Source organism: Pseudomonas sp. TE3910, assembly GCF_056279025.1.
Genome location: NZ_JBWBQN010000001.1, coordinates 1,300,114 through 1,322,190, shown reverse-complemented (window position 1 = coordinate 1,322,190; position 22,077 = coordinate 1,300,114). Strand labels below are relative to the sequence as shown.

23 protein-coding genes, 1 tRNA gene and 1 pseudogene are annotated in these 22,077 nt (G+C 59.5%); 2 read left to right on the top strand and 23 right to left on the bottom strand.

Translation table 11 applies throughout. From position 1 onward, the window contains the following. Positions 1-1,454: 1,454 nt before the first annotated feature. From ACZ9H3_RS05815 to glaH, 6 genes are all read right to left on the bottom strand, one after another. Positions 1,455-2,831, bottom strand: coding sequence for an aspartate aminotransferase family protein (locus ACZ9H3_RS05815; RefSeq protein WP_330523926.1), 1,377 nt, complete (start codon positions 2,829-2,831; stop codon positions 1,455-1,457). A gap of 34 nt (positions 2,832-2,865) precedes the next feature. After that, positions 2,866-4,278, bottom strand: a complete 1,413-nt coding sequence (gene gabP, locus ACZ9H3_RS05810; protein WP_099775120.1) for a GABA permease — start codon at positions 4,276-4,278, stop codon at positions 2,866-2,868. Positions 4,279-4,393: 115 nt separating this feature from the next. Then, positions 4,394-5,674: a 4-aminobutyrate--2-oxoglutarate transaminase gene (gene gabT / locus ACZ9H3_RS05805; protein ID WP_065761892.1), complete on the bottom strand. Its 1,281-nt coding sequence runs from the start codon at positions 5,672-5,674 to the stop codon at positions 4,394-4,396. 56 nt (positions 5,675-5,730) lie between these two features. Continuing rightward, on the bottom strand, positions 5,731-7,179 hold the full coding sequence (gene gabD, locus ACZ9H3_RS05800; RefSeq protein ID WP_099775119.1) for an NADP-dependent succinate-semialdehyde dehydrogenase: 1,449 nt from the start codon (positions 7,177-7,179) through the stop codon (positions 5,731-5,733). Between the two features lie 13 nt (positions 7,180-7,192). Beyond that, the gene (gene lhgO, locus ACZ9H3_RS05795) at positions 7,193-8,461 is read right to left on the bottom strand and encodes an L-2-hydroxyglutarate oxidase (RefSeq protein WP_065761768.1); all 1,269 of its coding nucleotides are present in this window, start codon (positions 8,459-8,461) and stop codon (positions 7,193-7,195) included. A gap of 93 nt (positions 8,462-8,554) precedes the next feature. After that, a complete protein-coding gene (gene glaH / locus ACZ9H3_RS05790; RefSeq protein ID WP_102051488.1) occupies positions 8,555-9,532 on the bottom strand; it encodes a glutarate dioxygenase GlaH in 978 nt (325 codons plus the stop codon). 190 nt (positions 9,533-9,722) lie between these two features. Here glaH and csiR point away from each other — a divergent pair, with 190 nt between their 5' ends. Then, positions 9,723-10,439 (top strand): DNA-binding transcriptional regulator CsiR, encoded by a 717-nt coding sequence (csiR, locus tag ACZ9H3_RS05785; RefSeq protein ID WP_245704411.1) that lies wholly within the window; start codon positions 9,723-9,725, stop codon positions 10,437-10,439. 44 nt (positions 10,440-10,483) lie between these two features. Here the strand turns inward: csiR and ACZ9H3_RS05780 are convergent, their stop codons facing one another. The 6 genes and pseudogenes from ACZ9H3_RS05780 to ACZ9H3_RS05755 form a co-directional block, all read right to left on the bottom strand. Then, positions 10,484-11,248: a methyl-accepting chemotaxis protein gene (locus ACZ9H3_RS05780; protein WP_371917173.1), complete on the bottom strand. Its 765-nt coding sequence runs from the start codon at positions 11,246-11,248 to the stop codon at positions 10,484-10,486. 93 nt (positions 11,249-11,341) lie between these two features. Next, positions 11,342-12,322 (bottom strand): annotated as a pseudogene (locus ACZ9H3_RS05775) (HAMP domain-containing protein); the annotation flags it as partial. A 475-nt stretch (positions 12,323-12,797) separates the two neighbouring features. Next, complete coding sequence (locus tag ACZ9H3_RS05770) at positions 12,798-13,412, bottom strand: LysE family transporter (RefSeq protein WP_099775117.1); 615 nt, start codon at positions 13,410-13,412, stop codon at positions 12,798-12,800. A 71-nt stretch (positions 13,413-13,483) separates the two neighbouring features. Continuing rightward, the gene (locus ACZ9H3_RS05765; protein ID WP_330523927.1) at positions 13,484-13,711 is read right to left on the bottom strand and encodes a hypothetical protein; all 228 of its coding nucleotides are present in this window, start codon (positions 13,709-13,711) and stop codon (positions 13,484-13,486) included. A gap of 149 nt (positions 13,712-13,860) precedes the next feature. Continuing rightward, positions 13,861-14,505 carry a helix-turn-helix transcriptional regulator gene (locus ACZ9H3_RS05760; protein WP_102051490.1) on the bottom strand — a complete coding sequence of 215 codons (645 nt, stop codon included), beginning with the start codon at positions 14,503-14,505 and terminating at the stop codon, positions 13,861-13,863. A 61-nt stretch (positions 14,506-14,566) separates the two neighbouring features. Continuing rightward, on the bottom strand, positions 14,567-15,214 hold the full coding sequence (locus ACZ9H3_RS05755; RefSeq protein ID WP_102051491.1) for a hypothetical protein: 648 nt from the start codon (positions 15,212-15,214) through the stop codon (positions 14,567-14,569). A 12-nt stretch (positions 15,215-15,226) separates the two neighbouring features. On the opposite strand from ACZ9H3_RS05755, the gene ACZ9H3_RS05750 reads away from it, so the two are divergent. Beyond that, the gene (locus ACZ9H3_RS05750) at positions 15,227-15,400 is read left to right on the top strand and encodes a hypothetical protein (RefSeq protein WP_330523928.1); all 174 of its coding nucleotides are present in this window, start codon (positions 15,227-15,229) and stop codon (positions 15,398-15,400) included. Positions 15,401-15,482: 82 nt separating this feature from the next. Here ACZ9H3_RS05750 and ACZ9H3_RS05745 read toward each other — a convergent pair whose 3' ends face one another. From ACZ9H3_RS05745 to ACZ9H3_RS05695, 11 genes are all read right to left on the bottom strand, one after another. Further along, positions 15,483-15,899, bottom strand: coding sequence for a glycine zipper domain-containing protein (locus tag ACZ9H3_RS05745; RefSeq protein ID WP_065761789.1), 417 nt, complete (start codon positions 15,897-15,899; stop codon positions 15,483-15,485). Between the two features lie 70 nt (positions 15,900-15,969). After that, positions 15,970-16,155, bottom strand: a complete 186-nt coding sequence (locus ACZ9H3_RS05740) for a hypothetical protein (protein ID WP_256587490.1) — start codon at positions 16,153-16,155, stop codon at positions 15,970-15,972. 185 nt (positions 16,156-16,340) lie between these two features. Beyond that, positions 16,341-16,425, bottom strand: a tRNA-Leu gene (locus ACZ9H3_RS05735). 110 nt (positions 16,426-16,535) lie between these two features. Next, the gene (locus ACZ9H3_RS05730; protein WP_102051645.1) at positions 16,536-16,775 is read right to left on the bottom strand and encodes a hypothetical protein; all 240 of its coding nucleotides are present in this window, start codon (positions 16,773-16,775) and stop codon (positions 16,536-16,538) included. A gap of 505 nt (positions 16,776-17,280) precedes the next feature. Further along, positions 17,281-17,478 carry a carbon storage regulator CsrA gene (gene csrA, locus ACZ9H3_RS05725; RefSeq protein ID WP_065761791.1) on the bottom strand — a complete coding sequence of 66 codons (198 nt, stop codon included), beginning with the start codon at positions 17,476-17,478 and terminating at the stop codon, positions 17,281-17,283. Between the two features lie 309 nt (positions 17,479-17,787). Next, positions 17,788-18,876, bottom strand: a complete 1,089-nt coding sequence (modC, locus tag ACZ9H3_RS05720) for a molybdenum ABC transporter ATP-binding protein (protein ID WP_476220085.1) — start codon at positions 18,874-18,876, stop codon at positions 17,788-17,790. 2 nt (positions 18,877-18,878) lie between these two features. Then, on the bottom strand, positions 18,879-19,559 hold the full coding sequence (gene modB / locus ACZ9H3_RS05715) for a molybdate ABC transporter permease subunit (protein ID WP_330523930.1): 681 nt from the start codon (positions 19,557-19,559) through the stop codon (positions 18,879-18,881). Continuing rightward, positions 19,559-20,314: a molybdate ABC transporter substrate-binding protein gene (gene modA / locus ACZ9H3_RS05710; protein ID WP_476220082.1), complete on the bottom strand. Its 756-nt coding sequence runs from the start codon at positions 20,312-20,314 to the stop codon at positions 19,559-19,561. Before modA ends, modB begins: the two co-directional genes overlap by 1 nt. An 81-nt stretch (positions 20,315-20,395) precedes the next feature. Then, complete coding sequence (locus ACZ9H3_RS05705) at positions 20,396-21,469, bottom strand: NAD(P)H-dependent flavin oxidoreductase (RefSeq protein WP_102051494.1); 1,074 nt, start codon at positions 21,467-21,469, stop codon at positions 20,396-20,398. Positions 21,470-21,508: 39 nt separating this feature from the next. Further along, positions 21,509-21,679, bottom strand: coding sequence for a hypothetical protein (locus ACZ9H3_RS05700; RefSeq protein WP_176717480.1), 171 nt, complete (start codon positions 21,677-21,679; stop codon positions 21,509-21,511). A gap of 2 nt (positions 21,680-21,681) precedes the next feature. Beyond that, positions 21,682-21,987 (bottom strand): DUF1883 domain-containing protein, encoded by a 306-nt coding sequence (locus tag ACZ9H3_RS05695; RefSeq protein WP_065761796.1) that lies wholly within the window; start codon positions 21,985-21,987, stop codon positions 21,682-21,684. Between the last annotated feature and the right edge of the window lie 90 nt (positions 21,988-22,077).

Here is a 22,077-nt window from a genome sequence, read left to right as displayed (position 1 = left end):
GCATTGAGACCCTGTGGAGCATTGGCTTGCCAACGATGCAGACGCCGCGCAGATCCGTGTGGGAGCCGGGCTTGCCCGCGATGCAGACGCCGCGCACTCACTGACACCGCGCCGAGGCCATCGCAGGCAAGCCTGCTCCAACAGAGCCCGCGCAACCTGTAGGAGCCGGGCTTGCCCGCGATACAAACGCCGCGAAACCACTGACACCCCACAGACGCCATCGCAGGCAAGCCTGCTCCAACAGAGCCCGCGCAACCTGTAGGAGCCGGGCTTGCCCGCGATGCAGCCACCGCGAACTCACTGACACCCCCCCCCGACGCCATCGCAGGCAAGCCAGCTCCAACAGAGCCCACGCAGCCTGTAGGAGCGGGTCTTGCCCGCGATACAGTCGCTGCGTACTCACAGGCACCCCCCCGACGCCATCGCAGGCAGCCAACTCCAACAGAGCCCGCGCAGCCTGTAGGAGCCGGGCTTGCCCGCGATACAAACGCCGCGCACTCACTGACACCCCACCGACGCCATCGCAGGCAAGCCAGCTCCAATAGAGCCCGCGTAACCTGTAGGAGCCGGGCTTGCCCGCGATGCAGACGCCGCGCACTCACTGACACCCCACCGACGTCATCGCAGGCAAGCCAGCTCCAACAGAGCCCGCGTAACCTGTAGGAGCCGGGCTTGCCCGCGATGCAGACGCCGCGCACTCACTGACACCGCGCCGAGGCCATCGCAGGCAAGCCAGCTCCAACAGAGCCCACGCAGCCTGTAGGAGCCGGGCTTGCCCGCGATGCAGCCACCGCGAATTCACAGGCACCCCCCGACGCCATCGCAGGCAAGCCAGCTCCAACAGCGCCCGCGCCAGCTGTAGGAGCCGGGCTTGCCCGCGATGCAAACGCCGCGAACTCACTGTCACCGCGCCGACGCCATCGCAGGCAAGCCAACTCCAACAGAGCCCGCGCAGCCTGTAGGAGCCGGCCTTGCCCGCGATGCAAACGCCGCGAACCCACTGGCACCCCACCGACGCCATCGCAGGCAAGCCAGCTCCAACAGAGCCCGCGCAGCCTGTAGGGGCGGGTCTTGCCCGCGATGCAGCCACCGCGAATTCACAGGCACCCCCCGACGCCATCGCAGGCAAGCCAGCTCCAACAGCGCCCGCGCCAGCTGTAGGAGCCGGGCTTGCCCGCGATGCAAACGCCGCGAACTCACTGTCACCGCGCCGACGCCATCGCAGGCAAGCCAACTCCAACAGAGCCCGCGCAGCCTGTAGGAGCCGGGCTTGCCCGCGATGCAGGCGCCGCGGACGTGCTGACACCGCGCTGAAGTCATCGCGGGCAAGTCCCGCTCCTACAGGAAAAGCAGTGTTCTGTGGGGATCGCTGTGGGATTCAGCCTGGAAAAACAAACCCCCGGTAAAAAGCGGGGGCTTGTCGTTCACGTGCCTTCCTGGCGTATGACGGTGACTTAGCGGCTGGCGTTGAACCAGTGCTCGGTCTCGTCAAGCGAACGGGCAAAGCGCTCGACGATCAGGCGGATCTCCGCTTCGCTGGAAATCAACGGCGGGCAGAAGGCAATCGCATCACCCATGTTACGGGTAATCATGCCGTGCGCCTGGGCGCGACCGGCCAGGAAACGTCCCAGTTTGCCGGTGACCTCGAACGGGGTCTTGAGCTCGCGGTCGGCAACCAGTTCGACCGCCGCAATCAGGCCACGGCCACGGATTTCGCCCACCCGTGGGTGGTCGGCGAATTGGTTCAGACCCTCATGAAGAATCGCGCCCATGGCCGCAGCATGCTCGACCAGGTTCTGTTCTTCGATGATCTTCACGTTTTCCAGCGCAACCGCCGCCGCAACCGGATGGCCACTGGCGGTGAAACCATGGCCAAGGGTGCCCAGCGAATGGCTTTGGTCAGCAATGCCCTGGTACAGCGCATCGTTGATCAGGATCGCCGAGATCGGCTGGTAGGACGAAGACAGCTGTTTGGACAACACCATCACGTCCGGTTTGATACCGAAGGTCTGGCTGCCGAACAGGTTGCCGGTACGGCCGAACCCGCAGATCACTTCGTCGGCGACGACCAGTACGTCATATTTACGGCAGACGGCCTGGATTTTTTCCCAGTAGGTGCGTGGCGGCACAATGACGCCACCGGCACCCATCAAGGGCTCGCCATAGAAGGCGGCGACGGTTTCCGGGCCTTCACGCAGGATCAGGCTTTCCAGCTCGGCGGCGAGACGGTCGGCAAACTGTTCTTCGGTTTCGCCTGGCAGCGCATGGCGGTAATGATGTGGTGCGCCGACGTGGAAGAAGCCCGGCAACGGCACGTCAAAGCCGCGCTGGTTGGCCGGCAAGCCGGTCAGGCTGGCGCTGACGATGGTGATGCCGTGGTAGCCGTTGAGGCGGCTGATGAACTTCTTCTTGGCCGGCTTGCCAATGGCGTTGTTGCGGTACCAGATCAGCTTGACCACGGTATCGTTGGCTTCGGAGCCCGAGTTGGTGAAGAACACCTTGCTCATCGGGACCGGCGCCATTTCGATCAGCTTGTCCGCCAGCTCGATGCTGGGGGCATGCGCCTTGTGGCTGAACAGGTGGTAGAACGGCAGCGTGCGCAATTGCTGCTCGGCGGCCTTGATCAGGCGTTCGTTATTGAACCCCAGGGCAGCGCTCCACAGGCCGGACATGGCCTCAATGTATTGCTTACCCTGGTCGTCATACACATAGATGCCTTCGCCGCGCTCAATGATCAGCGGGCCAAGCTCTTCGTGCATGCGGGCATCGGTGTAGGGGTGCAGTTGATGCTGGACATCTTTTTCAGCCAACGACAGTGTTTGCTTGCTCATTCGTCAACACTCATCAAATAGGTAAATGGACCTGTCAGCGACCCAGCGCGACAGGGATGCCACCTTGTGCGGTAGCCAAGGCCTTGGCTTTGGCATGGCGACGGCTGACCAACAAGCCCGAACAGACCACCAACAGGCTCAATACGCCGGTGGAGATGACTTCAAGCTGATGATCGGGACGGAACAGCATCACGATGAGCACGGCGCTGATGAACAGGATCACACCCCAGGTCAGCCACGGGAAAAGCCACATGCGGTAGTTGAGCGTCTTGCCTTCGGCGATCAGCTTCTTGCGCATACGCAGTTGCGAGATGGCGATGACCAGATAGACCAGCAGGGCAATGGTGCCGGAGCTTGCCATCAGGAAGCCGAATACCTTGGAGGGCACCAGGTAGTTGGCGATGACCGTCAGGAACGCCGCGCCGGTAGACAGCAACACGGCATAGATCGGTGTGCCGATGCTGTTGGTGTAACGGGCGCAGGCCGGTGCTTCACCACGTTTGCTGAGGGAGAAGAGCATGCGCGAGGCGGTGTACAGCGAGGAGTTCAGGCAACTGGTCACCGAGGTCAGTACGACCACGTCGATCAGCAGCTTGGCGTGCGGAACACCCAGGATTTCCAGTACGGTCACGTAGGAGCCTTGGGAGGCCAGGCGCGGATCGTTCCAGGGTACCAGGGCTACGACGATGAAAATCGACAGGATGTAGAACAGCGTAATCCGCCAGATCACCGAATTGGTGGCCCGGGAGATCTGCTTCTCGGCCGCGTCGGATTCGGCGGCCGCAATGGTCACTACCTCGGCGCCAAGGAACGAGAACATGGTGATCAGCATGGCACTGATGACTGCGCCGAAGCCGTTAGGCATGAAGCCGCCATTGTCCCACAGGCGCGAAACGCCGCTGACCGGGGCATCGGGCAGCAGCCCGAAAATGGCGCAGGCGCCCAGTGCGATGAAACCGACGATGGCGAGTACCTTGACCAATGCGAGCCAGAACTCGAATTCGCCATAGTTCTTCACGCTGGCCAGGTTGGTCGCGGTCAGCACCAGGGTGATGATCAGGGACAGTACCCAGATATCCCACTCGGGCACCCAGGTGTTGATGATGGTGGCGGCGATGTTGGCTTCGATCGGAATGATCAGTACCCAGAACCACCAGTACAACCAGCCGATGCTGAACCCCGCCCATTTGCCGATGGCGCGGTCTGCATAGGTGGAAAACGAACCGGTATCCGGCGACGCAACGGCCATTTCGGCGAGCATGCGCATCACCAGCATGACCAGAATGCCGGCAAAGACATAGGCCAGAACAGCCCCTGGGCCGGCTTCGGCAATCGCACGTCCGGAGCCGACGAACAGCCCGGCGCCAATCACCCCGGCAATCGAGAGCATGGTGACATGACGGGATTTAAGCCCGTGACTCAAGTTGTTTTTATGTTTGTTGTTCATGGTCTTACCTTTTTAACGCGATGTCGTTGCCCGCGTGAACGCAGGGCGGCCGCTGCACGCGTAGTGCGGCCACCCTGCTGTTTCGTGTTCACGTGGGCAACGACAAGTGGAGGTCTTACGCCAGTTCGTTGAAGCACTCACCGATGATCGTCAGACCGCGAGCAAGGTCCTCGTCGCTGACGGTCAGAGGTACGAGGATGCGCAGGACGTTGTAGTAAGTACCGCACGACAGCAGGATCAGACCTTTCTCGCGAGCGAGGGCAACGATCTTGCCGGTCAGTTCAGCGGCCGGCTTGTGTACGTCGCCACCTTCGCACAGCTCCACGGCAACCATGGCGCCGAGGGTCCGCACTTCAAGAATGCTGGAATGCTGCTCAGCGATCTTGCGCAGGCCGGTGCCGAGGATCTCGCCCACGGCCTTGGCGCGATCCAGCAAGTGCTCTTGCTCGAAGGCTTCGATGACGGCCAGGGCCGCAGCACAGGACACAGGGCTGCCGGCATAGGTGCCACCCAGGCCACCCGGGGCAACGGCGTCCATGATTTCGGCCTTGCCCGCCACGCCCGCCAGTGGGAAACCACCGGCGATGGATTTGGCGAAGGTGGTCAGATCGGCGGCGACGCCCATCTGTTCCATGGCGAAGAAGGTACCGGTACGACCGGCGCCGGTTTGTACTTCGTCAGCGATCAGGACGATCCCGTGCTCGTCGCACAGGGCGCGCAGGCGCTGCATGAAAGCTTTTGGCGCGACGTTGAAACCGCCTTCACCCTGTACCGGCTCCAGAATGATCGCGGCGATATCGCTCGGCTGGGCATCGTTCTTGAAGATGCGCTCGATGCTGGCGATGGCCTCGTCGGTAGAGATACCGTGCAGTTCATTCGGGTACTGGGCACGGAAGATGCCGCCTGGCATCAGGCCCATGCCAGCAGAGTAGGGCACTACCTTGCCGGTCAGCGACAGGGTGTAGTGGGTACGGCCATGGTAGGCGCCGGTGAAGGCGATGACACCGGTACGGCCGGTGGCAGCACGGGCGATCTTGATGGCGTTTTCGACGGCTTCAGCACCGGTGGTGACCAGCAGGGTCTTCTTCGCGAAGTTGCCTGGCACCAGCGTGTTGAGTTTCTCGCACAGTTCGACGTAAGGCTTGTAGGCGAACACGTGGAAGCAGGTGTGGGTCAGTTTGGCTTGCTGTGCTTGCACGGCAGCCATGACTTTTGGGTGCAGGTGGCCGGTGTTCAGCACGGCAATGCCGCCTGCGAAGTCGAGGTACTCACGGCCTTCGACATCCCAGACGGTAGCGTTTTCTGCGCGCTCGGCGAAGATCTGGTGGATCTGCCCGACGCCACGTGGGATGGCGTCCAGACGACGTTGCTGCAGCGATTGGTTGGTGTCGCTCATTATTACCTCATAAACCGCAACGGGTTGCGGTCTTGTCCGATGTAGAAAGGAAAGGTTCAGATACCGATGCAGAGGTACTTGATTTCCAGGTAGTCCTCGATGCCGTACTTGGAACCTTCACGGCCCAACCCCGAAGCCTTGATGCCGCCGAACGGGGCCACTTCGTTGGAGATGATGCCGGTGTTGATTCCGACGATGCCGTATTCCAGGGCTTCGCCGACACGGAACACCCGGCTCAGGTCACGGGCATAGAAGTAGGACGCCAGGCCGAACTCGGTGTCGTTGGCCATGGCAATGACCTCAGCCTCGTCCTTGAAGCGGAACAGCGGCGCCAGTGGGCCGAAGGTCTCTTCCTTGGCTACCGCGGCGTTACGCGGTACGTCGACCAGAATCGTCGGCTCGAAGAAGGTGCCACCCAGTGCATGCGGCTTGCCGCCTGCAACGACGCGAGCGCCTTTGCTCACGGCGTCGTCGATGTGCTCCTGGACTTTGGCCAGGGCCTTGGCGTCGATCAGCGGGCCGGTGGTGATGCCATTTTCCAGACCGTTGCCGATGTTGAGCTTGGCGACGGCTGCGGTGAGTTTTTCGACGAAGGCATCGTAGACACCGTCCTGAATGTACAGGCGGTTGGCGCAGACGCAGGTCTGGCCGTTGTTGCGGTATTTGGAAATCAGCGCACCGTCGACAGCCGCGTCCAGGTCGGCATCGTCAAATACGATGAAGGGGGCGTTACCACCCAGTTCCAGGGAGACTTTCTTGATGTCCTTGGCGCATTCGACCATCAGCTGGCGACCGATTTCGGTCGAGCCGGTGAAGGTTACCTTGCGCACGATCGGGTTGCCGGTCAGCTCGCCGCCGACTTCACCCGCGCTGCCAGTGACAACGCTGAACACGCCTTTTGGAATGCCGGCGCGCTCGGCCAGTTCAGCCAGTGCCAGTGCCGAGTAGGGGGTCTGGGAGGCAGGCTTGAGCACCATGGTGCAACCGGCGGCCAGTGCCGGGCCGGCTTTGCGGGTGATCATTGCCGAAGGGAAGTTCCACGGGGTGATCGCTGCCGTTACACCAATAGGCTGCTTGAGCACCATCAGGCGCTTGTCGACCTGATGCCCAGGAATCATGTCGCCGTAGATGCGCTTGGCTTCTTCACCGAACCATTCCAGGAACGATGCAGCGTAGGCGATCTCGCCTTTCGACTCGGTCAGTGGCTTACCCTGTTCCAGGGTCATCAGACGGGCCAGGTCTTCCTGGTTGGCCATCATCAATTCAAACCATTTACGCAGCTTGACCGCACGTTCCTTGGCGGTCAATGCACGCCAGGCCGGCAGCGCGCGGTCCGCGGCTTCGATGGCACGACGGGTTTCGGCCGCGCCCATCTTTGGCACGGTGCCGATCGTTTCGCCTGTGGCCGGGTTCGTGACCGTGATGGTCTGGCCGTTGTCGGCTTCTACCCAGGCGCCGTCGATGTAAGCGTGTTGGCGAAACAGTTTCAAATCGTTGAGTTGCACGTTGAGTTCCTCGTTACTTGGTCGCGGCGGATGCCGCTGCCACGGCAGGCCGGGCGGTATTGGCGGGCTTGACGAAGCTGGCGCCCTGACTGGAAAGCTGTTCGCGTACCTTGTCGACGATGTGGGCGCCGATAGGGATGGCCGAGGTCGCGGCAGGAGAAGGCGCGTTACACACGCTGATGCTGCGTTTGGTGTTCACGAACAGGAAGTCGTCGATCAACTTGCCATCCAGCGAAACGGCCTGCGCGCGCACACCGGCCGGGTAGGCGGTAAGGTCGCTCTTGACGATGCTCGGGCAGTACTTCTGTACTTCTTTCAGGTAGCCACCCTTGAACATCGAGTTCTTCATCTCGATCAGGCCCGGGCGCAGGTTCTTCATCAGTACCTTGAGGATGCCCGGGGTCGTCAGGGTTTCGAACAGGTCGGGAATCGAAATGTCGGTCTTGCGATAGCCTTCGCGCTTCATCGCCAGCACCGCGTTCGGCCCGACAGTGACGGTGCCATCGATCATCCGGGTCAGGTGTACGCCGAGGAACGGCATGGACGGGTCCGGGATCGGGTAGATCAGGTGGTTGACGATCTGGTTGTGCTGCTTGGGCAGCAGGTAGTACTCGCCACGGAACGGGCAGATGATGAAGTTCGGCTTGACCCCCAGCATGCGCACCACGCGGTCGGCCATCAGGCCCGAGCAGGTGATCAGGAAGCGTCCGTGGTACTCGTGGCCGTCGGTGCGCACCAGCACTTCATCCGCACGTTCGTCGATGCCGTTCACTTCACTGTTGTAGCGAATTTCGCCACCGGCTGCTTCGAACTCGCGCCCCATGGCAGCGGTCACTTGTGCGTAGTTCACGATGCCGCTGGACGGCACGAAGATACCACCCATGCCGACAATGTTCGGCTCGCGCTCGCGCAGCTCGTCAGCACTCAACCACTCGCGTTTCAAGCCATTGGCTTCGGTGCGGTCCCACAGCGCACTCATGCGCTGCATTTCCAGCTCGTTGGTTGCCACCAGCAGCTTGCCGCACTCGTCATAGCGGATGCCGTGCTTGTCGCAGAACGCCTTGGTGGCCTTGTTGCCTTCCAGGCAGAAGCGCGCCTTCAGGCTGCCGGGGGTGTAATAGACACCGGCATGAATCACGCCACTGTTATGGCCGGTCTGGTGTTTGGCCGGGCCGGATTCTTTTTCCAGCAAAAGGATTTTTGCGTCGGGGTAAACCTGGATCAGTTGCATGGCCGTGGACATACCCACGATGCCGCCACCGATGATAATGAAGTCGTACATAGCCATTAGCCTGCACCCACCTGAATTAGGTTTATTGGAGAGACGACGAAGGCCACCCGGTGGTGGCCTCGTCGCTTCAGCGTGTTGCGCGCATTATTGGCCGCGCTTGTACAGGGTCTTCTGATAGCTGATGTAGCCGCGCTGACGCATCAGCTCACGACGCAGTTCCGGGTGCGGGGTGAAACGATCACGACCGTGCAGCCAGAACATGTTGTTGATCAGTACGAAGCTGCCAACCGGTACCGGTACCGAAAGCTTCTTCTGGCTACCTTCGATCGACTCGGACATGGCGTTCAGCCAGATGCCTTCCTCGAAGTCCTGCGGCTGCACGAACTGGTCGATGTAGCGCATGGTTGGACGGCCCTGGTCGTCATTGTCAAACACCGGGTGGAAGACATCTTCACGCACGTTCTTGCTCGGTGGTGCGGTGAAACGCATCTCACGGCGCGCCAGTGGGTGAGAGAAGTAGTGGTCGATGTCTTCCCAGTCGTCCAGGTGCAGCAGCAGGGTGTTGCCACCGACCATGTTCTGCTCGTCGATCTTCATCATCAGCACGTAGTCGGTGTGCTCTTTGACGAAGGTGCCGTCGTTGTGCAGTTCCATTACACGGTGAGGCTGACGCAGGTAGCTGTCGGAGTTGTCGGTGTTGACTACCACGAAGCGGGCATAGAACTGACCGCTCATGGCATCGAAGTTCGAGCGACCGATCAGGTGCGCGATGGCCGAGGAGAACTTGACCATGTCGTCGGCCTGGGTCACGTCACACAGGCCCTGCGGGGTGACCAGCATGCCGCCGGTAGCGCGGTCCAGGATGGTGTTCAGCAGTACCGGACGCAGTGTGCCTTCACACAGTTCGTCGAGGATCTGGCCGACGCGGAAACGCAGGAACGACTTGTACTCCAGCGCCTGTACCGGCCATTGGGCTACGGCGCTGACGAAGGCATCGACGACTTCCTTGCTGAAGGTCAGTTCCAGCAGGCGTGGGGACTGCTTGGACGGGCTGACGGTAAAGCCCTTGGTCTCTACCGGAAGCGGCATAACGGGGTCTTGAATGTGAGTGAAGGCGTTCATGGAGGCTCCTGGCAGAGGTAGTAAAAGGCGTCTTCCAGCAATGATCTGGATCAGGCAGGAGTAAAATATCGCTACAAATTAAAAATGTCTACATTTTTCAATTTGAGCGACAGAAAATCTTTTTGTCTAATGTTTTTCCGCTGCAAGCGGTTTGGGTATGATTGATTTTTTTGAGTTCAGGAGCAGTACCTTGGAAAGCCTCGCCCCCAGGCATAACTCTGCATTCAGTGGGTACGAGCGGCTTAAGCACGACATCATTCGCGGCGTATTCAAACCAGGTGAAAAGCTGCTAATGAGCGGGCTCAAGGAGCGCTATGACCTGGGCGTCGGCCCGCTACGCGAGGCGCTGTCGCAGCTCGTGGCAGAGCATCTGGTGGTGGTCATCAGCCAGAAGGGCTATCGGGTTGCGTCCATGTCGCTGCAGGAGCTTCAGGATATTTATGATGCTCGCGCGAACCTTGAAGCCATGATCGTGGGCCTCGCCATCGAGCGCGGCGATGATGCGTGGGAAGCGCAGGTCGTGGCCCAGTCCCATACCTTGTCCAAAGTGATGGATGTACAAACCCGCGAAAAAGTCCTCGATGTCTGGGATATGCGGCACAAGGCTTTTCATAGCGCCATCGCCGCAGGCTGCGGTTCCAAGCATTTGTTGCAGGTGCGCACCTACCTGTTCGATCAGGCCGAGCGCTACCGCCATCTGTGGTTGACCCAGACGGTGTTCTCGGAGGAAGCGTTGGAGATCAAGCGCAAGGAGCATGCCGCGCTGGTTGAAGCGATCCTGGCGCGGGACACGGAGCGCGCGACGACCATGATGCGTAACCACCTGATGTCGCCCGTGCCGATCATTCTTGAGGTCATGCAGCGTGAAGGGTTGGGGAAGGCGGTATCGCTTGTCCCGGCGTCCTGACACGCTCGGGCAGTGATGCAGGGGCGCATAGGCGCCCCTGTCGATCAGATGCGGAAGCTGTCCACCAGGCTCTTCAGGCGTTCGGCCTGTTCGTCTAGCGCCTTGCAGGCTTGCAACGTTGCATTGAGGTTGGAGATGCCTTGTTGGTTGAGGCTGTTGATCTCGATGATGTCGACGTTCAGTGACTCGATGACCGAGGTCTGCTCCTCTGTTGCCGCCGCGACGGACTGGTTCATCCCGTCGATTTCCACGATGCGGCCGGTTACGCCATTCAGGTGTTCGCCCGCCTGATTGGCAATCGTCACACTTTCCTCACTGTGTTGCTGGCTTTCCGTCATGGTTGCCACGGCTTCGCGTGCGCCGACCTGCAACTCTTGAATCATCGTCTGGATTTCCTGTGCGGACTCCTGGGTACGATGTGCCAGGCTGCGTACTTCGTCCGCCACCACGGCAAAGCCACGTCCTGCCTCACCCGCCCGAGCCGCTTCGATGGCCGCGTTCAGGGCCAGCAAATTGGTCTGTTCGGAAATGCCCTTGATCACCTCGAGGATTCGACCGATGTCGACGGTACGGTTGTTCAGGGTTTCGATATTGAGGCACGACGCACTGATCTTCGAGGACAACTCGCTCATGGCCTGGAGGGTTCGGGCCACGACCTGGCCGCCGTCCTCGGCTTGCAGGCTGGCACCTGACGCCTGGCGTGACGCATCTGCCGCGTTGCGCGCAATCTCCTGGGCTGCGGCGCCCAGTTCGTTGATGGCCGCGGCGACACTGTTGGTGCGTTGGCTTTGCTCGTCAGAACTGCTCATCGACGACTCTGACGATCGGATCACTTGCTTGACGACGTTGTTGACCTGAGCCGTGGTAGACGCCACCTCGCGGATAGACCCATGGATGCGCTCAACGAAGCGGTTGAAGGCGATGGCCAGTTGGCCGAATTCATCGCGCGATTGCACATCGATTCGCCGGGTCAGGTCGCCTTCGCCTTGGGCAATGTTTTCCATTGCGCGAGAAAGGTTGTTCAGGGGTTTCATGAGCACCTGGATCAGCATCCCCAGCAGGGCGATGATCACCACGACCGCCACAATGCTGGCGATCAGTGCGCTGGCACGAAACTCTCGTTGTTGGCTGTAAGCCATGTCTTTGTCGATTGACAGGCCAATGTACCAGTCGACTGAGGGCAGGCCCTTGATGGGCGTGAAGCTGACGATGCGGGGTTTGCCATTCTCTTCAGCTTCGGCGAAGCGCTGGTCGATACCCGGGGTATGGTTCGGGTACAGATCCTTCAGCGATTTCATGACCAGTTTGCGGTCCTGGTGGACCAGAATCGTACCGTCCCTGCTGACCAGGAAGGCATAGCCGGTGCCATTGAAGTCGAGGGCATTGATCATGTCCGTCATGGTCTTCAGGCTGAGGTCTACACCGGTGATACCGGCCAGGCGCCCGTCGTGCCGCACAGGTGCGGTGATCGACATCACCAGCTCATTGCTCACCAGGTCCATGTAGGGGTTGGTCAGTATGGCCTGGCCTGCAGTCTCGGCCTCTTTGTACCAAGGGCGGACCCGTGGGTCATAGTCTTTGCCCAGGTCCGTCGGCTTGTTGGCCAGGAAGCGGCCATCTGCCTGGGTTCCGATGTAGGCCAGTTCGAATGCCTGACGGATGGCTTTCAATGACATGGCTGCGGTGATTGAGTCATCGCTCAGGTCGCGCTCGATGTTTTGCTGCATCGACTCAAGCAGGGCGACGCGTCCGGAGAGCCAGCTCTGGATGTTCTGTGCGGTGAGTGTTCCGTTGTTCTGCAGGTCACCCCGCAGTTCGTTCTCGATGTAGGCGCCTTGGCGAACATCGTTGTAAACCGAGAACAGCGAGAGAATGGCGATCACCACCAATGAGGCAGCGATCAGGATCTTGTGGCTGAATTTCAGGTTTTGCAGCACGGCGTTTAGTCTCCGACTAAGACCCTGGTGGTGTGAAATGCACGCAGCGAGGCTTTTTATAATGTGTGGTCTGTCAGCGCTTGAGCGAGACAGGGGGCCTGATGTGGCTGGCAGAACTTCGGCATGGCGACGACGGATCAGCAGTTCAGGTCGCCAAGCGGTTAAAAGTATCGCTAAAAGCTAAAAATATCTACGTTTTTGATGGGCGCTGCTGAGGTTTGCGCGTGGCACGCAGCTGCAACGCCTTTGGCAGGCATGAACAAGCACCGTACGTGGGTTCAGGAGATACTCTTGCAGTCACTTGGGAGAGGTCCCTCGGTGGCGACGGCACTATCTTCATTGCGCTATGTTTAGCCGCCAGCCTGGTCGCTGGCGGCTTTTTTTATGTCGGTGACTCGAGGTGTTTGAAACAGGTTGCGCTTCAGCGAAGCACAGCCAGTTTGATGCCAAATCCCAACAGGCATGCGCCTGCCAATTTTTCCAAGGCACTGGATACCTTCGGATTTGCACGCAAACGCTCGGCCAGAAAGTGAGTCAGCAGCACCGCTATCAGGCCATACAGAAACGTGAGCACCGCGATTGTCACGGCCATGAAGGCAAACGTCACCAGCCCTTGGTGGCGTACCGGATCGACGAACAGCGGAAAAAACGCCATGTAGAAGACGATGGCCTTGGGGTTAAGCAGCGTGATCATCAGGGTTTGGCGCAGGTAACGGTTGGGCTTCATCTGCCGGAGAGGGGCTGTACCCGGTTTTGCCAGCAGCATCCGTGCGCCCAGCCAGGCCAGGTAGGCCGCACCGAGCCACTGCACCAGATGGAAGGCTGCCGGGTAGGTGTTCAACAGTGCCGCAACGCCAGCGACCGCCAGCCACAACAACACCTGGTCACCGAAGATGACGCCGAATGTAGCCGCGAGCCCGCCTTTGATTCCGCCCTTGCCGGTCGACGTGATCAAGGCGAAGTTGCCTGGGCCGGGGATGGCCAGCAAGATAATGAAGGCAATGACAAAAGCGCTGTAGTCCGTTACACCAAGCATGAAAATCTCCATCGGTATCTGCCGGCCAGAACAGTGTCTGGTTCAAAAACAGGATACGCCTGTTGGGGGGGTTAATCTGGCTTGCCCCGTACGATTTTTCCTTCTTTGATCTCGTCTGCATAGGCCTTCAGCCTGTCTGAATCCTTGTACAGACGATTCATCAAGTGCAGTACCGCCACGACATCGACGTCTTTGACCCGCTCGGCGAGTTTGCTGATTTCCCCGGCGGTTCGTTCCAGGTTTGATGCAACCGCTTTCAGGTCGCGTTTCAGTTCACTGGTTGATTTCTTGGTGCCCATTCCTACCTCTCAAAACATCGTCAGGTGCTGTCACCTGGCGCTTGCTGGCAGCGGAGTGCCGCCGGTCAGAATACTCAGTCAGGTTTGAATTTTCATCTTCACTTTTGCATCCGCCAGAACAACCCCATTGCTTTGATCGCCTGATGGGATCAGTCCGTCGTTGAACCCTCATTGGGTGTGACGGGCAGCGGTTTCAGATGAAATGTGCACACTGTTGCCCCTCGAACCATGCACGTCAGGTGTTCAACCGTGCTGTGTCCCAGGCTGCCGATCAATGCCAGATCCAGTTCGCAGACCTCGGGGTGGGTTGCGGCCAGGTGATGGAAGACACAGTTGTGCGCGACAATTTCTTTTTCGCCACCGGAACGGAAAAAGACGTTGGCTTCATAGCCTGTGTTGTTCATGTGTTCGACGATTTTTTCTTCTTTAATCGCCTGTTGTTCAAGGTCGGCTGCCATCCTGCTACCCAGATTGCGCATAAGGGTGATCAGGCCGTCATGGCCGACGAGCTTGGCAACCTCACCAATGACCAAGCTGGCCAGCAGGTGGTACTGGCGGGGAAACAGCTCCTTGCCCCGGTCAGTCAGTTGGTGCAACTGCTCGGGTCTTCTGCCGGTTGGTCGCGTTTGCCCGCGTGCGACCAGGCCGTCGCGCTCCAGTGCGGCCAAGTGCTGACGTACTGCGGTGCGTGTGATCGTCAGGGCATGCGCCAGCTCATCGATGCTCATGCCGGAAGGCTGATAGAGCAGGGCGCTGAGCAGGTCCTGTTGGGTGCGGCCCAATCCTTGAAGCATTTAGTTGGATCTCCACTCGATAAGTTCGCGCGAGGCGCCAGAGACACCCCGCGCGGCTTGCTCAGAACTTGTCCGGGAACTGTTTGACCAGTGCAGCGGTGAGGGTGTCGGCCAATGTCAGGATATGTTCGCGCATTGCCATCCAGGTCTTGGCTTCGGCAGCGTAGTCCTTCATGGCCAATTGATCGATCTGGGCTACATGATGCCCGCCATGAGCGCTGAGCATGGCCACCAACGACGCTTCAGGCAGGTTGGGGTTGGCCTTTGCCAGGAACGCGGCGATCGCTTTGGCATTGCTGGTGAGCTCGTTTACGGCGGAGTCCTTGCCCGCGGCATTCTTGCTTATCGTTGCGTCACTGTAGTGTTTCACTGCCCCCCAGTGCCCGGCCAGCAGTTTGAGCAACTGATCAGCGGCGTGTTGGCCGTAGAGCGGTGCCAGGCTGTTGGCAATACGGGTAGCATTTGCGACGACTTCTGTACTGGCGACTGTGGCTTGCTTGTTGTCGCCGGTCTGGTTGGCAATCGCGTAGTTTCTGATCCAGAAGATATGTTCGACCCACAAGTCCCGCAATGCCAAGCGTGTGCTAAGCGCAGCGGGCTCACTGGCGACAGGTTTTGCAGTGTGGTTGGTAGGTTCACCGTATGACGCACTCCAGGCGGGTTGTACGCAGAGCGCGAGCAACAGCATTGCCAGAATCTTGATGTTCATGACGGAGTCCTCGTGGCATGGATGACCTTGCAATATCAATTAAAGCATAAAAATATGCCATTAATAGGTCGAGTGCATTTTTTCCAGCAGGCGCACATTCAGGCAGGATTCTTTTGGGCGGGCAGGCATAAAAAAACCCGCACTGGGCGGGCCAAGGGAGATTCTGTAGGAGCATTGCCAGAATAGGGCGCTCGACGTGAACTGTTTGTGAAGAGGGTGTCGAGAAAATGCAAAACCCGGCGCCAGACCGGGTTTGTGTCACGAGGGATCAATCGTGCTTATGGTGACGCTTGTGCTTGTGTCGCTTGCCACCATCGTTGTTGTCGCCATCGTCACCCAGATGGTTACCCAGTGCGCCACCCGCTGCGCCACCGAGGCCTGCGCCGATAGTGGAACCGGTGGAGCCGCCGATCTGGTGACCGATGATCGAGCCGCCCGCAGAACCGAGCCCACCACCCAGAGCAGCTTCGGTGCGGTTGCCTTTCTTGGCGCCGACAGCACTGCCGGCTGCGCCGCCGACACCGGCACCAATCGCTGCGCCTGTGCTGCCGCCGATTTGCTGGCCGATGACATTACCCAAGGCGCCACCCAGGCCGCCGCCGACTGCGGCAGTACCATCGCCGGCAGCCAACGCGCATTGAGACAAGAGAAGACCTAGAGCAAGGGTAGGCAATGTAAAACGCATGATATGAGCCTCAGAAAAGGGGGCAGTGTTCAAATGGGCAGGTCGTACAACAAACATGTCAGCGAGGGCCTTAGCGGTCCTCGTCCCGGTAGCGATCATCATGTCGGTGATGACGGCGGTGATCCCGGTCTTGCGAGTAGCGGTGGTCCTGATCGCGCCAGCCATCGTCATCCCGGTCATGGTAATGATGGTGATAACAGCCGGAGGACGCCAGGAAAGTGGCGATCAGGGCGAATTGCGAAAGGCGAGTCAGCACTGTTGTTTCCTTGATCCGCAGCGCGGTTTTCTAGTTGCAAGGCTCTGACAGTGTTTTCTGTTATTGGTTTCGGCAGGATGCCGCATTTGTAGGCTGTATGGAGCGGTTAGCCTAAAGGGCTGGATGACTGTTCTGGATGAATCGCAGGCAGCAAAAAGGCGCCTATCAAGGCGCCTTCTCTAATATGGTGCGAGTGGCGGGACTCGAACCCGCAAGGCTCACGCCGGCAGATTTTAAGTCTGCTGTGTATACCAATTCCACCACACTCGCATGCTCGATTTCTTTACTGCGCTACATCAAGCAACTCAAAGCAAGCTACATCAAGCCACTCGGCGCAACTAATCAGTGGCGCAAAATCGAGGCGTCTTTATAACTCATCGTTATATTTGAGTCAACCGGGCAGGGGCTTTGCCCTGTTCAAGCTGTTGCTGCTCAATGCTCTGCGCCACGTCGCGCAGGTCATCTACAGAGGCCTGTAAGCCTGCTATTCGTCCCTGTATATCCGCGGCATCCTGCGTATGTACCGAGTGTTGCAGGTAGAGCGCATGGCCCGCTAACGTTGTCGCAACCTGCTCAAGTTTCTCGGCCGTGTGCTCCAAGTCGTCATGAATTCCCTTCATCCGCATGTCTGATACCAAGACCTTATCCTCTAGTCCCTTATCGGCAGTGGGCTTTGCTATGGCCGCGGGGGGACTATAGCAAGTTACCAGTGCCTGATCAGGTGTTTGCGCAGCGAAGGGAAGGCCGAGGGCCGGTGCGCGGACAATGGCAACTACGGTTTGCCACAGTTCGGCGGGTTGCAGCTTTTCTACTGCTGAACCTGGCAGGTGCGCGGGAATAGTGTTTACGGTCAGTGCTGAAGTCGGTTTGCCCGACGGTCAACGGTTACCGGCATTTGTGGCAGGCACACTTATCACGCCGTTGTGGCTGAATCTGCGTGTTCCAGGACGAAATCCTGAGCAAGAGACGCCTCAATAGTCGGCTATTGGCTTTTCGCTCATGGGGCGGCACGTTGCAGTTGCAGGCGTTGATCGGCGCGCCTGGGCCTCCTGAAAGGCATGCGATCTGCGGTCATGGCCGGTCTTCAGCGACCAAGCGCATCCGTGCGACTCGAGTCATGGGCTGTTAGTGCTGATCGTCTCCTTTCTCTGGTGCTGGGTTGCCAGCCTGGATGCGCTTGAAAATCTCTTCTCGATGCACTTGTACATCTTTGGGTGCATCAATGCCGATCCTCACTTGCATCCCCTTGACGCCGAGAATGGTGACCTTGATGTCATCATCGATAACGATGCTTTCGCCGACCTTTCGGGTGAGTATCAGCATGTATTTCTCCTTGGTAGCTTGAATTGCCTGGCAACGTTGTTGCCCAGGCCGGTCGCGCACTATATGCGCTTCCTCTTTCCTTTATTAAAGACGCATTCGTTGAAAATAAATTCTCCGAGCAAAGATTCTGCTGCGTGTCTTTAGTCGCAGGAGGCGACTGGGCGGATGCAAACGTAGGAACGCACCTTTGCCCGCAGACGCAAGCATAGGGGGGTTCGACGAATATGGGAAATTTCTCTGCTAGGCATGAGCAAAATCTTAATATGCCGTATCCCAACAGCCTAGAATTTTAACGCGTGGCACGTGTGATCAGCCAAGCAAAGCCACCGATTTAATTTGCGCCCAAAGCTGCTGCCCTTCATGGATACCCAATTGGTCGTATGAGAAGCGGGTGATGCGCGCCAGCAATGGTGTGCCACTGGCATCAAGGCTGAGCAGCACGTGGGCGTCATTGTCGGCAATGCGGTGTTGACCAACACGCACGGGCAGGCGATTGAGGATGCTGGAATGGTCGTTTTCGACCAGGCTGAGGCTCACATCGCGCGCGCGGACCTTGACCCGCAGGTACGTTCCAAGCGCCAGCGGCGCATGAGTGACGCGCAGTTGCAACGCTGTGCCGGGCAGATGCAGCCCCAGCAATCGATAGGCCGGGTCATAATGTGCGACGCAGCCTTCGATGATGACCCCGGCATCTTCGTCCTGCGCCAGCGGCAGGTCGATGCGCGCCAGGGTTGGCGCTATGGCACCGCTGGCCAGTACGTTGCCCTGTTCGATGATCACCATGTGATCAGCCAGTTGTGTCACTTCGTCCAGCGCATGGCTGACGTATACCAGGGGAATCTCCAGTTCGTCGTGCAGGCGCTCAAGGTACGGCAGGATCTCGCGCTTGCGCGGTGCATCGAGTGCCGCGAGTGGCTCATCCATCAGCAGCAGCTGCGGGCTGGTCAACAAGGCGCGAGCGATGCCTACGCGTTGCCGTTCGCCGCCAGAGAGCGTATCAGGCTGACGCTCAAGCAGGTGGCCGATGCCAAGCAGTTCGCAGGCCTGCTCAAGCGCCACTTTGCGCTCACGGGGCGGGGTGCGGCGCTGTCCGAACTCCAGATTGCCACGCACCGACAGATGGCTGAACAGGCTGGCTTCCTGGAACACGTAGCCAATGGAACGCTTGTGCGCGGGCAGGAAGTACTGCCGGCGTGAGTCTTGCCAGACCACGCCATTGACCTCGATATACGCTTCTTCCGCTCGCTCGAGGCCTGCCAGGCAACGCAGGCAGGTTGTCTTGCCGGAGCCGGAGTGACCGAACAGGGCGCTGATCCCGCGGCCGGGCAACTGCAGGTCGACGTTCAGTTCAAACGCCTTCCAGGCCACTTTCAAGCGGGCATGAATCATGGGGTGCATGTTTAGCCCCAGCCCGGTTTTTCACGGCGGCTGGCATACAGGGCCAACAACACCACAAATGAGAACACCAGCATGGCGCCCGCCAGCCAGTGTGCTTGCAGGTACTCCATGGCTTCCACATGGTCGTAGATCTGTACCGAAACCACGCGTGTTTTGTCGGGAATATTGCCGCCAATCATCAACACTACGCCGAACTCGCCAACGGTGTGGGCGAATCCAAGAATGCTGGCGGTGATGAAGCCGGGTTTGGCCAGCGGCAGTACTACGCTGAAAAAGGTGTCCCAAGGCCCGGCGCGCAATGTTGCTGCAGCCTCCAGTGGACGCTCGCCGATGGCGCTGAAGGCGTTCTGCAAGGGTTGTACGACAAAGGGCATGGAATAGATCACGGAGCCGATTACCAGGCCGCTGAAGCTGAACACCACAGTGCCCAGGCCCAGTGCCTGGGTGGCCTGGCCGATCAAACCATTGGGGCCCATCGCCAGCAGCAGGTAGAAACCGATGACGGTGGGCGGAAGGACCAAGGGCAGGGCGACGATAGCCCCAACCGGGCCGCGCAGCCACGAACGGGTGCGCGTCAGCCACCAGGCGATGGGGGTGCCAACGATCAGCAGAATCAGCGTGGTCAGGCTGGCCAGTTTGAAGGTCAGCCAGATCGCGGCAAGGTCGTTGGCGTCCAGTGGCATTAGCGTGAGTAACCGTAGGCGGCAATGACGGCAGCGGCCTTTGGCCCCTTGAGGTAGTCAACCAGGGCCTGAGCGGCTGGGTTGTCTTTGCCTTTGGCCAGAATCACGGCGTCCTGACGGATCGGTTCATGCAGTGCTGCTGGCACTACCCAGACTGAGCCGTGGGTGATCTTGCCCTCCTGGTAAATCTGCGACAGCGCCACAAAGCCCAGTTCCGCATTGCCGGTGGCGACGAACTGATAGGCCTGGGTGATGTTCTGGCCCTCCACGAGCTTGGCCCGGGTTGCATCGGTCAGGTTCAGCTTCTGCAGTACCTGAGTGGCGGCAAGGCCATAAGGTGCGGCCTTGGGGTTGGCGATGGCCAAGTGCTGGAACTGGTTCTGTTTCAGCACGCTGCCTTCGGCATCGACATAGCCGTCTTTGGCTGACCACAGCGCGAGCGTGCCGATTGCATAGGTAAAGCGCGAGCCCTTGACGGTATCGCCCTCGGCTTCGAGTTTGACTGGTGTGGTGTCGTCTGCGGCGAGGAACACCTCGAAGGGTGCGCCGTTCTTGATTTGTGCATAGAACTGCCCGGTGGCACCGAAGGCCGTGACCAGCCTGTGGCCAGTGTCTTTCTCGAATTCTTTGGCGATGGCCTGAATGGGCGCAGTGAAGTTGGCTGCCACGGCAACCTGCACGTCATCGGCCCAAGCGCTGCTGGTCACAACGGCGCCCAGGAGGGCCAGGGCGAAACGGGGGGCTTTCATACGCATGAAACACGGCTCCGTGTGCTGAAGGGGTATCGCTATGTACGTAAATATATAGCGATACGCAGGTACACCGGAAGGATTGTTTCAGCGTGCGAGGAGCGCCAGGGCCTTGTTCGCCAACTGTTGGGTGAGTTGTGCAGCCGGCAGTTCAACGCCCAGCCTCAGCGCCTGGCCGGACCACAGGTTGCTGAAATCGGTATTGCCCTGGGGCTCGCTGATCGCCCGCAGTGGCATCAAGGCACCACCTGCCAGTGGAAAGGCGGGTGCGGCGGGGTTCATCGGGCCAAGTTCACGCATGATGCGGGTAGTAATCCCGCGGGCCGGGCGCCCGGTGAACAGGTTGGTCAGTGCCGTATCGCTCTCCGCATGGGTGTGCAGGGCCTGGCGATGGGCGGCCGAGATCTTGGCTTCCGGGCAGAACAAGTAGGCGGTTCCCATCTGTACGGCTGAAGCACCCAGTGCAAACGCTGCAACGATGCCGCGTGCGTCGCCAATACCGCCAGCGGCAATGACCGGGACCTGCACGGCATCAACAACCTGGGGGACCAGCGCCAGGGTGCCGACCTGGGTATTCAGGTCGCTGCTGAGAAACATGCCGCGGTGCCCGCCGGCTTCGTACCCCATGGCAATGATCGCATCGCAACCCTGTTGCTCCAGCCACACGGCTTCAGCGACGGTCGTTGCGCTCGACAACACCTTGGCCCCCGTTGCCTTGACCCGTTTTACCAGCTCGGCGTCTGGCAGGCCAAAGTGGAAGCTGACAACCGCCGGGCGGAAGGCTTCTACCAGTTCGCAGGCTGCGGCATCAAAAGGGGCGCGGTTTGAAACCGGTGTAGGCGCCTCGAAATCGGCGCCCAAGGCGTCGTAATACGGTTTTAATGCCTGTTTCCAGCGCGCATCGCGTTCACTGTCGGGTGTTGGCGATCGGTGGCAGAAAAAATTGACGTTAAGCGGGCGTTGGCTTGCCTGGGAAAACGCCTGCAGCTCCTGGCGCATCTGCTCGATGCTCAGGGTTGCGCAGGGCAGGGAGCCCAGGCCGCCAGCGTTACTGACGGCAATGGCCATGGCGGACCCCGTAGAGCCGGCCATCGGTGCCTGGATAATGGGCAGTTCTATGCCCAGCAAATCGAGGATACGGCTGTCTGGCCAGCGGCTCATTGCCCGGTTCTCCTTGTGGCGTAATGTGCAGTCCTGCGGTTAAAGCGCTCGGGTGACGCGAATTTCAGTGATGCGTTCGGCGTCTTCGCCGTGCATCGCCTTGAGTGCGGCTTGAGCTTGTTCGAGCGAATCATCAGTCAGCTGGGCAAAGTCCCAGCGGCGTTGATCGTCGAGTTTGTAATGGATGACGTACTTGCGTGTGTCGCTCATGTTCAGCTCAGCTTTGAAGAAGATCGACGGATGATCTTGATGGAATGGGTGAACGTCGTCTTGCGTGAGGCGGCATTGTTCAGGCGCGGGCCGGCGGTATCGATGGTGATGTTCCAGAAGCCGGAACTGGGTACCGTGATTTTTGCCGGGAACCGGTCGAAAGCGCCACCGTGGTAGGTATGGCGACCACCATTCTTGAAGCTGCGGAAGTTGGCATCGCTCATCAGGCGAATATTGCAGCGCTGGGAACACTCGATAACGACAATGTCGTCCTCATTGAGATGTTCGCGCCGATGTACAAATTTCATGTGACTCTCCGCAACGGAACTTTTCGCAAATCAAAACGATACCACGATGTCGGTTACACTGTCGGCCTTCGCGCCAGACCTAGGAGAAAT

Bases quoted from the DNA above. Each gene is read 5' to 3' on its own strand.
- modA (WP_476220082.1), bottom strand. From the start codon at position 20,314: ATGCGTATGAAAGCCCCCCGTTTCGCCCTGGCCCTCCTGGGCGCCGTT.
- ACZ9H3_RS05755 (WP_102051491.1), bottom strand. From the start codon at position 15,214: ATGAACATCAAGATTCTGGCAATGCTGTTGCTCGCGCTCTGCGTACAA.
- ACZ9H3_RS05765 (WP_330523927.1), bottom strand. From the start codon at position 13,711: ATGGGCACCAAGAAATCAACCAGTGAACTGAAACGCGACCTGAAAGCG.
- ACZ9H3_RS05780 (WP_371917173.1), bottom strand. From the start codon at position 11,248: ATGAGCAGTTCTGACGAGCAAAGCCAACGCACCAACAGTGTCGCCGCG.
- modC (WP_476220085.1), bottom strand. From the start codon at position 18,876: ATGCACCCCATGATTCATGCCCGCTTGAAAGTGGCCTGGAAGGCGTTT.
- ACZ9H3_RS05745 (WP_065761789.1), bottom strand. From the start codon at position 15,899: ATGCGTTTTACATTGCCTACCCTTGCTCTAGGTCTTCTCTTGTCTCAA.
- lhgO (WP_065761768.1), bottom strand. From the start codon at position 8,461: ATGTACGACTTCATTATCATCGGTGGCGGCATCGTGGGTATGTCCACG.
- ACZ9H3_RS05730 (WP_102051645.1), bottom strand. From the start codon at position 16,775: ATGAAGGGAATTCATGACGACTTGGAGCACACGGCCGAGAAACTTGAG.
- gabT (WP_065761892.1), bottom strand. From the start codon at position 5,674: ATGAGCGACACCAACCAATCGCTGCAGCAACGTCGTCTGGACGCCATC.
- ACZ9H3_RS05695 (WP_065761796.1), bottom strand. From the start codon at position 21,987: ATGAAATTTGTACATCGGCGCGAACATCTCAATGAGGACGACATTGTC.
- glaH (WP_102051488.1), bottom strand. From the start codon at position 9,532: ATGAACGCCTTCACTCACATTCAAGACCCCGTTATGCCGCTTCCGGTA.
- csrA (WP_065761791.1), bottom strand. From the start codon at position 17,478: ATGCTGATACTCACCCGAAAGGTCGGCGAAAGCATCGTTATCGATGAT.
- modB (WP_330523930.1), bottom strand. From the start codon at position 19,559: ATGCCACTGGACGCCAACGACCTTGCCGCGATCTGGCTGACCTTCAAA.
- ACZ9H3_RS05700 (WP_176717480.1), bottom strand. From the start codon at position 21,679: ATGAGCGACACACGCAAGTACGTCATCCATTACAAACTCGACGATCAA.
- ACZ9H3_RS05770 (WP_099775117.1), bottom strand. From the start codon at position 13,412: ATGCTTGGTGTAACGGACTACAGCGCTTTTGTCATTGCCTTCATTATC.
- ACZ9H3_RS05705 (WP_102051494.1), bottom strand. From the start codon at position 21,469: ATGAGCCGCTGGCCAGACAGCCGTATCCTCGATTTGCTGGGCATAGAA.
- gabP (WP_099775120.1), bottom strand. From the start codon at position 4,278: ATGAACAACAAACATAAAAACAACTTGAGTCACGGGCTTAAATCCCGT.
- ACZ9H3_RS05815 (WP_330523926.1), bottom strand. From the start codon at position 2,831: ATGAGCAAGCAAACACTGTCGTTGGCTGAAAAAGATGTCCAGCATCAA.
- ACZ9H3_RS05760 (WP_102051490.1), bottom strand. From the start codon at position 14,505: ATGCTTCAAGGATTGGGCCGCACCCAACAGGACCTGCTCAGCGCCCTG.